A 15,993-nucleotide genomic window follows, 5' to 3' on the forward strand; every position below is an offset into this window, starting at 1 on the left:
CCATTAAGTTAAGCAACACAGCCGTTCGTGCTGAGTTTATCGAAGCATGAACGGCTGTGTTGCGGCGGGACTCGGATTTTTCCGTCCATCCTTCGACAAGCTCAGGACGAACGGAAAAATCCTTAACTTAATGGCAGTGCTTTGAAAAAGGGGGAGAGTTTACGAGGGGTGGAGGGGGATTTATTTAAAAATCTCCCCTAACCCCTCCTTTTCAAAGAGGGGGACTGAATGATTACCAAAAATAAACTGATACACACCCCGCTCTATAGACTACCAGCTTAATAAGAGGCAAAATATAAGTTGGGTTGAAGCTTTTCTGGCTGCCCATTTAAGACGGGGCACAGTGCAAGGCTTAACCGTTCACCCTGAGCTTGTCAAAGGGTGGGCGGTTAAGCCGATCATGGTTCGACAAGCTCACCACGAACAGCTTAATCTGAAACTATCCCGCCTTAAGTGGGTAGCCCCGGTTAGTAACCAATTACTCGACACCATTGGTCACATCGTTTAGAACACCTAACAAAGCCTGTTTATTTTCTGGGGCAGCAAAGGGTTGTTTTGTTAAGTTTTCTGTTAAATAATCAACAAATTCCGGTGTCGTATTCATGGCGGTTTCCGACCATTCTTTAACAAAATCAACCCGACTTGCATCCGCCTGTTTAGCCCAGATAAATATCTCCAAAGCGGCATTAATATCGCCCATATTGGCTAATGCATCGCCACTGGCTAAGCTAACATTTTCAGATGATGTTTTTAACAACGCCGCAAGTTTAGGAATTAACGCCGGATTCACTAAATTGGTCATCGCCTGCTTAACAATATCGCTGCGCTCTGCATCCGTATTTTCGGTTAACGTTTGAATGAAAATATCTAACGTCGATGCTGTGCCTATGCTGGCCATTACATTAGCGATTGCAGCCAAATACTCAGGATCTTGCGTTTGCCAGGCGGCTTCAAATACGGGGGCTAACTCTGTATTAGCATGCTCATGCCATGACTCAGGGCTAAACTTACTGATCGCATGAAAAGTAGATAATTTAACATCAGGATCATGCACCAAGCCCCCCGTTACCAAACGCATTAATGCATCAGCGGCATTATAATTAGCCACTTCGCCCAGCAAACTAACCAACACTTGCTGAGCGGTCGCATCTAAAATACCCGGCCTAAACTGCGCCAAAAGCTCATTATAAATACTATTACTGGGTTCTTTACGTAAACGCGCAATCAGGGCGTTTTCTAAACCTATTTGGGTATTTTTACCGGTATGAAAACCTGCCAGCAAATTTTCCCACAAAGTTTGTGTCGGCACAGACGCAAAATTCTGATTACCCGTATCATTAGCCAATTGAGAGGTTAATTCTATAAACTCTTCTGGCACAGGCTGCTCACCAGTGCTTAGCGGTTTTATCACTGTATTTGCCGTAGAATCATCTTTTACTGGCAACACCGGTTGTCGCCATTGCTTAACAGAAAAAACAAGTGCAGCCACTAATAAAGACACGACAATTACGCCAGGAAAAATTTTTGAATTTATCACAGTGTTATTTCCAATGGATTGAAAGCTATGCACAACGTATACAAAAACACACGGGGTATTTAGTGTTTTCTAACTCAAAGTACCCAGCCTACCTGTTGATACATATTGGTTAATGCCGTAGTTAAATCAAGCACCTGTTGTGTTTCAACAACATGGACGCGCTCTAATTTAGCGTAGCCTTTAACAGGCAATTTCCAGCCTTTTAATGCACTCATTTTTTGACTGGCAACCGGCACAATGCCATCGCCTCTAAAAGTATCACGCACCTGTCCATTTAACACATTGTTTAAACTGGCACGAGAAGGTTTAAATTGCCAAATATTGCCAAATATATCGTAGCCGCAATTTTTTTGGCTATCAATAACATCGCCACCTAAACAACCAAACTTAATATTACCATATGACAGTTGCGTCATTTTAATGGCCGGTAATGCGCTGATTTTCTTATTCAACACATTGATTTCAGGTGAAATATCTGATAAAAATCCAATAGTAGGGGCTTTTAAATCCAAGCCAGCGACAACTTTAATGGGTGTTGAATTAACAAAACGCCAGTCATCGGCACAATCACCTGTATCAAAAAATCCATCATATTTTGATTCTGGCAAACAGGTTTTTTCAAGATAATTATGGTAACGGCCCAGCGGCGTACCCGCGTGCGGCGTACCCGTGGTTATCAAACCGACGACATGTTGTTTAAACGGGCTTGGACTCTGTAAAAAAGCTCTGGCCGCCAGTCCACCGCGACTATGGCCTAGCAACACAATCTGTACTGTCGGTCCAAAACGACTTTTAATACGATTAACCGACCACGCGATTTCTTTACCTAAGCTGTCAAATGTTGAGTAATCGCCTTGACAACCGCCGCTTTCGGCGCAGATTTTTTTATCCAAACCTTTCGGCGCACTGATATTACGATCCAGCATACCAAAGTTTACCCGCATACAATACACACCTTCACTATTGGGTGTTAATTTAACGCTGGCAAAATCAGCATCACGCGGATTACCACATTGGCCATCAAAGCCTGCATTATTGCTAACCAGCTTATTCCAGGTTTTAAGATTAGAATTTAAACCATGCAGCAACAACACCACTTGTTTAGGTCTTACAACGGCGGTTGCCGCATGAGCGGTACTCAACACGGGCAACACACTGACTAACATTAATGCACTGCCGCCAAACCCGTGCTTAAAAAAACGCGAACATCTATTCAAAATAATCATATTTTTCCTGCTATTCAACATTTAAATTTTCTTGATTTTACACAATTTTTTGTTAAATCAAATCATATCGTAACAAACACTAGCATGGTAGCATTTGAAATCTCACGAAATATGTTGACTTATCTCGGCTTGGTCAAGCTAAAAAACATAAAAGTTGCGTGTATTTACACGGCGCAAGGCACAACGCACCAACTATTGTTACCATTGATTCTCTACCAGATATACGCACAATGTCAAGATAATGAACACAGCACAACTGTAAACAGTTATACACAATTTATGTGGATAACTCTGTGGATAACGTGTGTGATACGTCGCTTAACGACGGTTTTTATTACAGTTTTGTTACATTGTCTATAAATACTACAATTTTATAATTCACTTAATAATCAATTAGTTAATAATTTGACTTATGCTGAATTAGCTAAGCACCAGCATTTTCCCGTAGCTGATTTTATCTGTGCATAAGTATTGACAAAGCGGGGGTTTTATTGCACCAATTGCCGCTCCTCCCAAACTTTATCCATACGCTTGGCAGAAATTGGATACGCGGTTTTTAACTGCTGCGCATACAAGGAAACTCTAAACTCCTCCAATGCCCAACGAAAAACTTCCTGCTCAGGTACAACCCGTGCTTTCTTCATGCGCTTCTCCACATCCGTCCAATAACGCAGTGCATAACGATTAACGTCCTGCACTTTTTGCGGATCATTAACACGCTTGTCCATGCGATACTGGACAGCGGCTAAATAACGCGGCAGGGCTTTAAGTTGCTGATAAGGTGTATTGTGGATAAAGCCTGCATAAACCAAAAAACCCAACTGGTCACTAATGTCTTTTGCCAATGGATCAGTGGTGTTAAACGCTTGTAACTGAATTTTAATTGCACCGTACAATTGCATTATGCTCATCGCCAGCTTGCCCACGTCATTGGCTATGCCCATAAATTGTGGCTTATTTTCCTGTAAGCTGCGCTCAAAGGCTGGTTGCGTGCGTATTTCTCGGCCTGCCACAAACACAGTGTGCAAAATCAAGCGTAACAAATCCTGTTTATAAGATACATCACTATCATCTTGAATCAACGGGTGTTTTGGTAAACGCTGATACGCCAATTCCACTGCCGCCGATTGCGGCATATTTTTGAGCGTATAAGTGCATTCCTTGCGCAACTGCAACTGAAACAGCCGCATTAAGCCGCTCTGATGCTGATAAGCGGCTTTGTGCTGCGTATCAAAAATACGCACACCGACCGCATCACCTTCGTCAATAATGGCCGGAAAACCCACAAAACGCTGGCCTTTCTGGATAAACTCGTAAGTCTCCGGCAAATCGTCAAAACCCCACTGAATAAAACCGGTATATTGCAACTCATCCGAGGCAATCTGGTCAAAACTGTCACCCGCCTCAACCGCGTATTTGGCTTGCAGCTTTTTTAAATCGCGGCCGTAATCCAGCATCCGATCCTGATCATCTATCACCCGAAAATTCATTTTTAAATGCTGCGCAACCGTGTCCATTTCCCAGGCATTGAGCGGAATCGCCTCACCGGTCAACTTGCGCAGCCGATTACCCAACCATTCTTGCAACGCGCCCTTAAAGTCCGGCTCTATTTCCAGGCAGCGTTTAACCGTCTCTGGCACCGGCACAAAATTTTTGCGGATTTGCTTGGGCAGTGCCTTCATTAGCGCAACACATTTTTCTTCCAGTAGCCCTGGCACCAACCAGTCAAACGGCGTTTGCGACACCTGGTTAAGCTGATGCACCGGAATCAACACGGTAACACCGTCTTCATCATGGCCCGGCTCAAAACGGTATTGCAGGGCAAACGTCAAATTGCCGACTTTTTTGCTGTCAGGGAAATCCCATTCATTAACAAAATTCTCCTGCTCGCGGGTCAAATCTTCTTTAGTTAAAAACAGGATTTTCGGATTGGCGCGTTCGGCAGTTTTGCGCCAGGTATCCAAATTAACACCGCTAAAAACTTCCTCAGGTAGCTTAGCATCGTAAAACTGATACAACCATTGCTCATCTTCCACCAAATCCACACGCCGTCCCTTGTGCTGGATAATGCCGACTTCTTCCAATAACTTCTGGTTGGCGACATAAAACGGCGCGTTACTGTGGTAATCATGGTCAACTAGGGCGGAACGGATAAAAATCTCCCTTGCCGCCTTAGAATCAACATGATCATAGGGAATTTTGCGTCCGGCCTGCAAGGTCAAGCCATATAATATGGTACGTGCCGACACCATGCAGCGCGCGCCTTTCTTGGCCCAATGCGGGTCAAAGTAATTGTGCTTAACCAAATGCGGGGCGCAAGCCTCTATCCATTCCGGCTCGATGCGAGCAACGGTACGCGCATACACCTTGCTGGTTTCCACTTGTTCTGCGGCCATGATCCATTTAGGCTTAACCTTGTGCAAACCAGAACCTGGGAAGATAAAGAACTTCAGGCCCCGTGCGCCCAGGTATTCGTATTGGTCGTGCCGAAAACCGATATTAGACAACAGCCCAGTCAGCAAGGCGCGGTGGATTTTTTCATAACTGGCAGGGTCGGTGTTGGGGTGGAACTTTAAATCCCCCTTCACCACCTGCATGATCTGCGCATGAATGTCGAACCACTCGCGCATCCGTATGTAGGACAGGAAGTTTTCCGTGCAATACTTACGCAACTTGCTGTTAGACAAATGCTTTTTCTGTTCCTCAAAGCTATTCCAGACGTTGAGCAGCGTCAAAAAGTCCGATTCAGGATGGCGGAACGCCAGATGTTTGGCATCGGCTTGTTGCATTTTATCAGCGGGTTTTTCGCGCGGGTCTTGTACACTGAGTACCGCCACTATAATGCTGACTTCGGTCAAGCAATGCTCTTCAGCAGCGGCCAGCAGCATCCGCGCCAGCTTGGGGTCGGTGGGGAACTTGGCCAGTTGTCTGCCAATATCGGTGAGCTTGCCGGTCTTGTCCAGCGCATTGACTTCGGCCAGCATGGTCTTGCCGTCACGGATCATCTTGTCGTCGGGCGGTTCCAAAAACGGGAAGTCGGCAATATCGCCCAAATTGAGCGCCGCCATCTGCAAAATCACCGCCGACAAGTTGGTGCGCATGATTTCCGGCTCGGTAAACTCCGGCCTGGCCAGATAGTCATCGTGCGAATACAGCCGTATGCAAATACCTTCCGCCACACGACCACAGCGCCCTGCCCGTTGGTTAGCGCTGGATTGGGATATACGTTCTATCGGCAAGCGCTGGATTTTACTACGGTGGCTGTACCGGCTGATACGGGCATGGCCGGGGTCAATCACACAGCGGATACCGGGCACGGTGAGCGAGGTTTCTGCAACATTGGTGGCCAGCACGATGCGTATCTTGCCGCCCGCCTTGGGATTAAACACCCGCTCTTGTTCGCTGACACTGAGCTTGGAATACAGCGGCAAGATGTCGTATTTGCTGGGATGGTGTTTTTTCAGTGATTCGGTGGTTTCGCGAATTTCCCGCTCACCACTGAGAAAAATCAATACATCGCCGCGCAAATCCCGATACAGTTCATCAACGGCATCGAGAATGGCATTTTGCAAATCATCGCTGGTTTCATCTTCCTCCTCTTTTTGTTCGATAGGCCGGTAACGGGTATCCACCGAATAAGTACGGCCAGACACTTCAATAATCGGCGCATTATCAAAATGTGCCGAAAAGCGCTGGGTATCAATGGTCGCCGAAGTAATGATAAGCTTTAGGTCGGGGCGCTTGGGCAGCAGCCATTTCATGTAACCGAGCAAAAAATCGATGTTCAGGCTGCGCTCATGCGCTTCATCAATAATAATCGTGTCATATTGGTTAAGATACGGATCATTTTGCGACTCAGCCAGCAAAATGCCGTCGGTCATTAATTTAATCAGCGAATCGGCATGGGTACGATCATTAAAGCGAATTTTATAACCGACCGACTTGCCCATAGGTTCGCCCAGTTCTTCGGCAATACGGTCAGCAACGGTACGGGCGGCAATACGCCGTGGCTGGGTGTGGCCGATAAAACCTGACGTGCCTCGGCCTATCGACAGACAAATTTTGGGCAACTGCGTAGTCTTGCCGGAACCGGTCTCACCGCACATAATCACCACTTGGTGGTCTTGGATTAGTTGGGCAATGTCGTCTTTTTTGTCGGTCACCGGCAAGTCAGGGAAATTCAGCGCTGGGATACTGGCCAGGCGTTTGTTTCTGGCCGCCAGCGATTTTTCTATCTGCCGCGCCAGCCCATGCAGTTTTTCATCGGAATGCTTGCCTTTTTGGTAGTCGGTGCGGCAACTGTCCAGTCGGCGCTTTAAGCCATGCCGGTCTTGGCCTAGGCACTGGGGTAATTGATTAGTGAGTTGTTTGATTAAATCAGAAGTTGACATTAATACGGCGATGTAAAGACAAGAAGGGTGATGCGGTGGCAGCCTATAGCATTGAGAGTTCAACTGAACCTTGCTCTATAACACGCCCAACACCACATAGTTTGGCGCTCATTATCCTACACTATCTGTGCTTGCGTAATGTTTGTGCTGTTGTTTATGATTTTCAGGCTATTACTCTGTTATTTTTTAAATATTGGATATGCTTTTTTGTCCAGCGTAAAACCTACGAGGTTTATACATTTGGGCTACCAATTTAAAACGGGACAAAATGTAGGTTGGGTTGAACGCTTTTCTCAACCCAACATTCCCAAGGCCTTGTAAAATGTTGGGTTGCCAAACAGCAGGCAGCCCAACCTACTTGAATGTTATTGTTTTTTTGTCCCACGTTAAGGAACGCGCACGAAATAACTTGAGCAAGTTCATGCTTCGACAGGCTCAGCACGAACGGTGGTGGCGTTTAAGTTGTTCAAGTTATTTCATGCGCGTTCCTAAGTTGATAGCCTACATTTGCAACACCAAACAAAATCAGGCTGACTGGCTGGCTGCTACCTTGTTTTGATTAAGCCAACGTGTAATATTAATTACGAACTACACGACAACATAGAACACCCCGCCCGCTGCCGTGCCCAATCGGGTCTTTTTACCGCAAAATTTTCACGCTCCGGTTGCTCATCATAAGGATGGCGCAGTAATTCCAATAATTCGTCAACCAGTGAGAAATCACCTTGTTCAGCTTTATCAATAGCCAGTTGTGCTAGATAATTTCGTAGCACATATTTTGGGTTGACGGCATTCATGGCGACTAAGCGCTCGGCATCACTGTATGGATTGGCGTGTAAGCGCTGAATGTATCGACGCAGCCATGCACCCATTTGTGCCGTGTAATTGTGGTTTAATTGCTCAGTTAGGTAATAACTGGACATTAATGGCGCTACCAATTCCTCATCGGTTTTATCCAGCGCTACCGCATCGGTTTTAATGTGACCAAGCTGGCGGAAAAATAATGTCATATCGGTTTCCACCTGCTCCAAAAGCTTGAGCAAGTCGGCACATAAATCATCATCGCTTTCTGGCTTAAAGCTAGCAAAACCCAATTTTCCCGCCATCATGTTTTGCCAGCCATCCTCAAAAGCCTTGATGTAAGCATTTAAGCCTACTTGCAAGGGTTCTACCATACCAATCAGCGGATAGAGTGCATTAGCCAATTGGCTGAGATTCCAAAAGGCAATTTGCGGCTGATGGCCGTAGCGGTAACGGTGTTCTCTGGCATCGGTGGTGTTAGGAGTCCAGTTAGGATCATAATTTTCCAGCCAACCGTAAGGGCCGTAATCAATAGTCAGCCCTAAAATAGACATATTGTCAGTATTCATTACCCCGTGTACAAAGCCAACCCGTTGCCAATGCACGATCATATCGGCAGTTTTAAGGCAAATCTCAGTAAACCATTGGCTATAAATATCCGCCGCGCTAGCATCCAAATGCGAAAAATCGGTACGGATGGTGTAATCGGCCAATTGTTTCAATAAAGCAAAATCGTTTCTGACGCTGCACAGCTGAAAGTGGCCAAAACGGGTAAACGAGGGTGCAACGCGGCACACGACAGCCCCTGGTTCTGTTTGCGGATTGCCGTTGTAGAACATATCGCGCAGCACCGATTCACCGGTTAGCATCAAGCTCAGGGCGCGGGTAGTGGGCACGCCCAGATGGTACATGGCTTCGCTGCATAAAAATTCACGCAGTGATGAGCGCAGTACGGCTAAGCCATCGGCAGTACGCGAATACGGTGTAGCGCCTGCACCTTTAAGTTGCAGTGCCCAGCGTTCGCCGCGCTGATTGATAATTTCGCCCAGATTAATGGCACGGCCATCGCCCAATTGCCCTGCCCAATTACCGAATTGATGACCACCGTAACAGGTGGCGTAAGGTTCCATACCGGCGGCAAGTTGATTGCCGGTAAATATCTGGGCAAAATGTTCTGATTCACAAACTTCATCAGATAAATCTAATAAGGTAGCAACTTCTTTGCTGTAAGCAATTTTTTGGGGCTTTTTAACCGGCGTAGGCAGTACGCGAGAATAACATGCACCGACAACCTGGCGGCGTGTGTTACTGGTTACAGAATCGGCAGGCAGTTCGCTAATAAAGCGGTTGTCAAACTGTAGCTGATTCAAATCGGATAGTTTTTGTGTGAAACTCATGGCAGTTGATTAAGCTTTAAGCGCTGATAAATAGGAATTTAGAGTCACTATACCAGCTTGTTCGGTAATGTCGTGTTTTGCAATCACGATAGCCGCATCACATTGATTAGTTGAATTCACCCATTTTTATATTAAATAAATGCTACATTCAGTTACTATTCAGTAATTACACGGTAATATTACTTAAACATTCTTAAAAATAGCAATAATCCACCACCTTCCCATTATTAGGCTTTACACAAAATGAAACTATCCAAGACATTAAAAATAACACTTTCTTTAGCGACAACACTTGCAATAACCGGCTGCATGGGTGGTGGCGGTGGCATGTATGGCAATAACGGAGGTGACATGTACGGTAATAACGGCGGCATGTATGGTAATGCGGGTAATTCCATATTGGGTTCTGTCGCCAACAGCGCTTTAGGTGGCGGTGTGAGTGGTGCGGTGTTAAGTGCCATTATTCAAAGTATGGGTAGCAATGTATTAAACGGTCAAATTGGCTCACAAGTTTCCCAGGCCGACCAGAATTTTAGACTCCAACAATTAGGCAGTGCTGTCAATTCAGGCGCTATCACCCAAGCACAACAATGGACTAACCCACAAACTGGCAACACACTGGCACTCAACCCCATTGGACAACAAAACATTAATCCGCAGACGCAGCAAAAATGCCAAAACCTGCAAGAAAGCGCAGTACTGCCAAATGGCGAACGCATTACTGAAACTCGTTTGGCATGCCAAAACCCACAAACTGGACGATGGAATTTGGTGAAGTAAAGCTTTTATCGTTTTACTAAAGCAAGGCGAGCAACGACACACATTGCTCGTCTCGCATAAAATTAAATATTGTGTATTTAAAAGAAAATTATCTATTAAAATTCAATTATATAATCCCATATAGGCGATCAGTTTAATAAGACTATAGACACTTTAACGCCAACCCATTAGCCAACAAGTTGTGTTTTTCAGTTCCTGCCAATCAGTTTCGTAGACAGTATTGGTAAGCACAGCTTCCAATTCGCAGGCGATGATGTCTTCATTTTCTGCATGGATAAGTTTGGTCACTATAAAGTGACGCTCTTTTTTCTGGGGTGCAACGGCTGTCCATTTGGATAACAGCAGTTTGTTGGGGTTTATTTTATTCTGTGTAGGCACAAGTCATCTCAGCAATGCGGTATATCAGCTATTAGCGGCGCAACATTTTTTATATTTCTTTCCGCTACCGCAGGGGCAAGCATCGTTACGATTAATCTTTGCCGAGATAGCGGGTTTGGGTGGATTCAAGGCCTTCTCTAAGTCTGAAATATCTTCCGGTTTGTCAGGTTCAAAGCCGATGATATAAATCCAGCCATTTTTTACGCAGGTTTCAGCTACATATTGTGCTTTTTCATCAGTGTGAACACGGACGATGATGGGTTTTTCTTTAGTTCCAAGTTTTGCCATAGTTATCTACCTTTCATAAGGTTTGTTTATGCAATATTTTGATGCCTATATGTTAAACAAGATATACACCTTACCGCGTTCGGTAAGGCTGTTATCTAGACTACAAACTTAGCTCTCGAATGATGCACCTCTTTACGTAGGCAATATCCTATTTTTAGTGTATCTCATCGAGTTGTAGTTTGGCTTTCAATTCTGAAAAGTTTATTCCCTTGTGATAATTTAACTACTACATACTCATCTTTATTAAGTTCTTCTGGCAACTTATCTTTCAGAATTGATGTAACAAACTGTATTCCCTTTGCATTAACTAGATTGGCAATCTTTATAAGTTGATTATCGTGCATTAATTCTTTTTTATCATTGAGCAGAAAGTGCATACAAGGGATATTTTCTTCATCGGCAAATAGTGTGTAAGCAATATCAAAACAGGAAATTTCGCCCTGTTTTTTGCCCGAACTGAAATTGTTTAGGTCAAATGGTGTGAACTCATAAAGGCGGCGTCCTTTTCCGGTTTTTGTATCAACCTTTAATGCATATTTTTCACCATACAATTCATTCGACACAGATGAGAAATGTTTGTTAAATTTGTTTATTTGTTCTTTGATTTTATGAGCGAATTCTTCAGAAAAAAGCTCATTGTCAATTTTGGCAAGTTTTTCATTAAGTTCGGTCAATTTTGATTCTACAGTGCTTAATTGACGTAGCGTATTTTCATATTCACCTTTTGTTTGATGCCTGACATTAAGTTCAGTAATCAATCGCTCAAGTACTTCGAAAGAGTCGCTGCGTGTAATGGCTGCGCTTAGCTCAGCTTCCTGTGTTAAAAGGCGGCTTAAATGTTCACGTTTTGCAATAAGCTCTGCATCAATTTTTGGTAAATCCTGTACTATAAACCGAATTTTTGAGGTAACCATTTGATTGTGAAAATCATTAAGCTCCTGGAATGTTTTTTGTATCCCACTTACTAGAGAAGTTGCCTGCTGATATATCTGCTGTAATTGTTGTATATCGATGTTAGATTTACCTGCCTGCATATCTTGCTGAGCTTCTAAAACCAAATCCTTTCGTAGTTCGAGTCGGCTAATTTCGGAAGAAGTGAGATTAACCTGATATTTTAACCTGTTAAGATTATCCAAGTCTGATTCAAAATTCGGATTTAAATTGAGTGATGCTTTTTTACGTTCAAGTTCTTCTATTTCTGATTCAAGTAAAGCCAATGCAGTTTCGTATGCTGATTTTGTTTGGTCAGATTCTAGGCGTTTCTTAAATTTTTCTTCAATATCGATTTGAGAACGTAATTCTTGCTTATCATCTCCCTGCTCGAAATTGCAATTGAAAAGAAAAAGATAGAGTGTTTCATATTCATCATCACGAGTAAAGCTATCAAGATTTTTAAGTGTATTGTTGATGCTTACATCGGTATAACGGATGTTGTGGGCAATTATTTGTCTAAAAGTTGGCTTAGTTCCATAATGCCCTGGAAAAAGAAGGTCTGTTAGCGTTTTGCTAAATAATTCATCAGTTAGGTTTTCGTTGCCTATGCGTTGAATTTTTTCTTTACGGGGCAGAAAGTTTCGTTCAATAAGTGTTTCCTGGGGATTTTCCTGCGAAAAATCATTTGTAAGAACTAATGAAATTAATACTCTATTATTTATTAAAAAATCTTTAACGAGCTTGTATTCTTGCTTTTTGTTTTCGTGGTCGCTATATATCCCTTTGGCCTTAGCTCCAAGACAAAAATCAACTAGTTTTAAAACCGTTGTTTTGCCAACATTGTTGCCGGTTTCTTTACCGTGGTTAATAGGCGTTTCGTCGACAATTAAGTTCAGACCAGCGTGAAAACGGATGTTTTGGATTATTTCACCATCACCTTGAGCAATAGTCAGAGATTTTAAAAACACAATTCAACCTTTCCACTGTCATTCAACTTGATTAAATTGAGCAGGAAAAGCCAATCAAGACATAGTACAAAAACGGGCATACTCATATCCTGCTCAGTTTTTGTTTCTATATATAGATCAAGAAAATTCATTACTCGATGTTCTTGTATGGCCTTGAGTACATAGGCACCATTAAAATAAATAGTCTGTTCAGGATGAATGTTGTCAGGAATTAGCATTGGAATCTCCTGAAGGATTTTTGAAAATCTTGCATCGAATAAAAGCATCAACAACAAGGATTTGCACGCATAAATCAAGCTCTTCATCAGCAATTGGAGTGTAATTAGCACTTGTATGTATCCTCTCCTTTACTTTTTCGATGACGGCTAAGAAACATTGGTTGGCGGAAACTGTGTCAACAAGATTAATATACTCCTTGCGGATACCATTTAAAATCGAAATGCTTTTGTTGGCCCCTTGTTTGTCATAGTCACTGTAGATTTTTTCAATGCGATAGTAGTAGATTTTATGGTCTTCGATCAGAAGTCTGGCAGCAGTACCCAACTGATTGTATGAAATTTTTTCTTCTGGGTCAAAGGCTAGTGTTTCAAAGCTCAGTACATCTGGACTCCATTTTTCTTTGGAAAGAATTTTGATGATGGTTGCTAAGTTGGTCTCAACTTTTTCTGGGTCAGCCTCACTTTTAAGTTCTTTTTTCAGGAAATCATAGATTAGTTTCTGCTGCTCAATTTCCATAACTAAAATAGATTGCAAAAGAGCAGATACATCAAAAATATCGGCAGCGGGATCGAATGTTAAATTGTAAGGGTTCGCAAATGTTTTTGTTCGCAAGTCACCTGCATTTTTAGCAATGAATATAAATTTGAAAGAATAGTCTGGGTAATTGGAAATATTTTTTTTATTGAAGGCTGACTCAATCTTCTGTTTAGTTGCTGTGGCAGAAACTTGCACGATTATTTTATTTTCTGAGTCAATTAAGTCAGCACCCGCTACATTATGCTGCTTTGCATTTAAATTTATCAGCTTCCAACCAAAAAGAAGGTTAAAAAAATGTGTATAAAAACTCTCTGCATGAATGTTCAAATCAAGAATATTTAACCCGCCACGTAGTTCAATCCTGGTAGCAAGTGTGCTGAGTTTTTCTTCTATATAATTGAAATATGGCGAGCGATTCATTAATACTCTTAGGTTGATTATTCGTGGGATTGGAAAAAACAACCGTCATCTACTAAATAAGTAGCGTAGGTTGAGTTGCGGTTTTTTTCAATCCAACATTTATAGATGCAATATGTTGGGTTAACGACAAAGCTGTTAATCCAACATACCAACTTTAGCTCACAAAATCTGTTCCAATAAATTAGTAAACGGCTGGTGATTTTTCCAGCGGTAAGTATGAAAATCCCGCTTATCGGTAGAGACAATACGACCGTGCCCCAACTCTTCGGCTAATAGCACTAATGAAGCATCGGCCAAATCCATTGGTAAATCAGCATACTGCACCATCAGATTGGTAAGCCTCGACAAATGACCATCCGTTAATGGAAATGTAGAAAAATTTCCCTGATGTTGCAATGTTTGTAACAGCGTTAGAAAATCAAAAGCCAAACGCACATTCTCACGGCGCATAAGCAAATGCAATGCTTCCGTTAACACAGGAAAGGTTGTAATAAGTGGTTCGCGGCATTGTGCTAAAAAAGCCTTACAGACTTGATGATTGCTGTCTTTTCGGTCAAACAAGCCAAACCAGAAACCACTATCGACAATAATCATTCAATAGCGCCGTGTTTAAACGAAAAATCCAGTTTTTGCTTGTACGTTGTGGAAAGCTGCTCATCGGTTTCTATGCAACCAATCAAGCCAGCTTGTTCAAATGCTTGATAGATTGGCGATAGGTCTGTTTCATCAATCACCTTTTGTTGGGTTTTTGATGTATTTTTAAATGATTCCGTCTTATTTTGGTAGCTAGAATTTCTCAACTTACGCGCTGATTTACCCTGCAAAAATTCAATAAAATCGAGCGCCTCTTGTTGCTCTTGCTCTGGCAATGTTGAGAGTCTGGTCAAAATTTCTTGATCTAATCCACTCATTTGGTAGCACTCCAAATTTTAAAAGTCAGAGGTGATTAGTTAACGCTTTTTTTCTGAGTGTGACAATACACAGCGAATAAAATCATCCTGACTTTTATGGGAAACATTCTTCTACAAACAATCCAAAATTGCCCGTTTAACCGCATCCAAATCCGCATCAATAGTAATCGGCTTGGCATCCGCGCATTGCTTAATCGCAATATCCGGATCCTTAATGCCATTGCCGGTCAACGTACAGACAATCGTACTGCCTTCCGGTATTTTGCCAGACTTAATATCCCGCAAAGCCCCTGCTATAGACGTTGCAGAAGCAGGTTCACAAAAAATGCCTTCGTATTGCGAGAGCAGTTTTTGCGCGGCCAGAATCTCATCATCGGTGAATTTGTCAAACCAGCCGCCGGATTCTTGCTGCGCGGCAATGGCAAAATCCCACGATTGCGGGCGGCCAATACGAATCGCCGTCGCCACCGTTTCAGGGTTGTCAATCGGATGGCCAGCCACAAACGGCGCAGCGCCTGCGGCCTGATAGCCGCACATCACAGGACGCTTATTGGTGACAGCTTTGTGGGTGGCGCTATCGGTGGAATATTCTTTATAACCTTTCCAATACGCGCTGATATTACCGGCATTGCCCACCGGCAAACAATGGTAATCCGGCGCCGTGCCCAAATCATCCACAATCTCAAAGGCGGCGGTTTTTTGGCCTTCCAACCTAAACGGGTTGATGGAGTTGACAATCGTTACCGGCGCCAACTCGGCGACTTCTTTAACCAGACGCATACCGTCATCAAAATTGCCGTTAATCTGGATTATGGTGGCGTTGTACATTAAAGTCTGCGCGAGCTTGCCCAGGGCAATCTTGCCATCAGGAATTAACACAAACGCTTTAATGCCAGCGCGTGCCGCATACGCCGCAGCCGAAGCCGAAGTATTGCCGGTGGAGGCACAAATTACCGCCTTGCTGCCTTCTTCCACGGCCTTGGTGATGGCCATGGTCATGCCGCGATCTTTAAACGATCCAGTCGGATTCAAACCTTCAAATTTGACATAGATTTTTACGTCCTTACCGATCATTCTGGGGATATTCTGTAGCTCGATCATCGGCGTATTGCCTTCCACCAAACTGATAACGCGGGCGGTGGGGCTGACGGGTAAACGATCTCGGTAGCGGTCAATAAGACCTGTGTAGCGTGTGTGGTTAGACATG

General features: G+C 43.4%; 13 protein-coding genes. 1 reads left to right on the plus strand and 12 read right to left on the minus strand.

The annotated features are described in order from the left end of the window. Positions 1–478: 478 nt before the first annotated feature. From CRENPOLYSF2_RS12360 to CRENPOLYSF2_RS12385, 4 genes are all read right to left on the minus strand, one after another. Complete coding sequence (locus CRENPOLYSF2_RS12360; RefSeq protein ID WP_087144256.1) at positions 479–1,537, minus strand: HEAT repeat domain-containing protein; 1,059 nt, start codon at positions 1,535–1,537, stop codon at positions 479–481. Positions 1,538–1,611: 74 nt separating this feature from the next. Beyond that, on the minus strand, positions 1,612–2,763 hold the full coding sequence (locus CRENPOLYSF2_RS12365) for a lipase family alpha/beta hydrolase (RefSeq protein ID WP_176371117.1): 1,152 nt from the start codon (positions 2,761–2,763) through the stop codon (positions 1,612–1,614). 488 nt (positions 2,764–3,251) lie between these two features. After that, positions 3,252–7,154, minus strand: a complete 3,903-nt coding sequence (gene hrpA / locus CRENPOLYSF2_RS12370; protein WP_087144258.1) for an ATP-dependent RNA helicase HrpA — start codon at positions 7,152–7,154, stop codon at positions 3,252–3,254. 581 nt (positions 7,155–7,735) lie between these two features. Further along, positions 7,736–9,352, minus strand: a complete 1,617-nt coding sequence (locus CRENPOLYSF2_RS12385) for a protein adenylyltransferase SelO (RefSeq protein WP_087144261.1) — start codon at positions 9,350–9,352, stop codon at positions 7,736–7,738. Positions 9,353–9,595: 243 nt separating this feature from the next. Between CRENPOLYSF2_RS12385 and CRENPOLYSF2_RS12390 the strand changes: the two genes are divergently transcribed. Beyond that, positions 9,596–10,132, plus strand: a complete 537-nt coding sequence (locus CRENPOLYSF2_RS12390) for a hypothetical protein (RefSeq protein WP_087144262.1) — start codon at positions 9,596–9,598, stop codon at positions 10,130–10,132. A gap of 153 nt (positions 10,133–10,285) precedes the next feature. On the opposite strand, the gene CRENPOLYSF2_RS12395 is transcribed toward CRENPOLYSF2_RS12390, so the two are convergent. From CRENPOLYSF2_RS12395 to thrC, 8 genes are all read right to left on the minus strand, one after another. Next, the gene (locus CRENPOLYSF2_RS12395; RefSeq protein WP_087144263.1) at positions 10,286–10,510 is read right to left on the minus strand and encodes a TIGR02450 family Trp-rich protein; all 225 of its coding nucleotides are present in this window, start codon (positions 10,508–10,510) and stop codon (positions 10,286–10,288) included. Between the two features lie 24 nt (positions 10,511–10,534). Beyond that, positions 10,535–10,798, minus strand: coding sequence for a PBPRA1643 family SWIM/SEC-C metal-binding motif protein (locus tag CRENPOLYSF2_RS12400; RefSeq protein ID WP_087144264.1), 264 nt, complete (start codon positions 10,796–10,798; stop codon positions 10,535–10,537). 164 nt (positions 10,799–10,962) lie between these two features. Beyond that, complete coding sequence (locus CRENPOLYSF2_RS12405) at positions 10,963–12,699, minus strand: DUF2326 domain-containing protein (protein WP_087144265.1); 1,737 nt, start codon at positions 12,697–12,699, stop codon at positions 10,963–10,965. Continuing rightward, a complete protein-coding gene (locus tag CRENPOLYSF2_RS19515; protein WP_419185571.1) occupies positions 12,690–13,004 on the minus strand; it encodes an ABC-three component system middle component 6 in 315 nt (104 codons plus the stop codon). The genes CRENPOLYSF2_RS12405 and CRENPOLYSF2_RS19515 overlap by 10 nt, the downstream gene beginning before the upstream one ends. Beyond that, on the minus strand, positions 12,904–13,875 hold the full coding sequence (locus CRENPOLYSF2_RS12415) for an ABC-three component system protein (protein ID WP_087144267.1): 972 nt from the start codon (positions 13,873–13,875) through the stop codon (positions 12,904–12,906). Before CRENPOLYSF2_RS12415 ends, CRENPOLYSF2_RS19515 begins: the two co-directional genes overlap by 101 nt. A gap of 159 nt (positions 13,876–14,034) precedes the next feature. Then, complete coding sequence (locus CRENPOLYSF2_RS12420; protein WP_087144268.1) at positions 14,035–14,469, minus strand: type II toxin-antitoxin system VapC family toxin; 435 nt, start codon at positions 14,467–14,469, stop codon at positions 14,035–14,037. Further along, positions 14,466–14,786, minus strand: a complete 321-nt coding sequence (locus CRENPOLYSF2_RS12425; RefSeq protein ID WP_087144269.1) for a DUF2281 domain-containing protein — start codon at positions 14,784–14,786, stop codon at positions 14,466–14,468. The genes CRENPOLYSF2_RS12420 and CRENPOLYSF2_RS12425 overlap by 4 nt, the downstream gene beginning before the upstream one ends. 111 nt (positions 14,787–14,897) lie before the next feature. Further along, complete coding sequence (thrC, locus tag CRENPOLYSF2_RS12430) at positions 14,898–15,992, minus strand: threonine synthase (RefSeq protein ID WP_087144270.1); 1,095 nt, start codon at positions 15,990–15,992, stop codon at positions 14,898–14,900. Position 15,993 lies beyond the last annotated feature (1 nt).

The organism is Crenothrix polyspora (assembly GCF_900163755.1).
GTDB classification, from domain to species: domain Bacteria; phylum Pseudomonadota; class Gammaproteobacteria; order Methylococcales; family Methylomonadaceae; genus Crenothrix; species Crenothrix polyspora.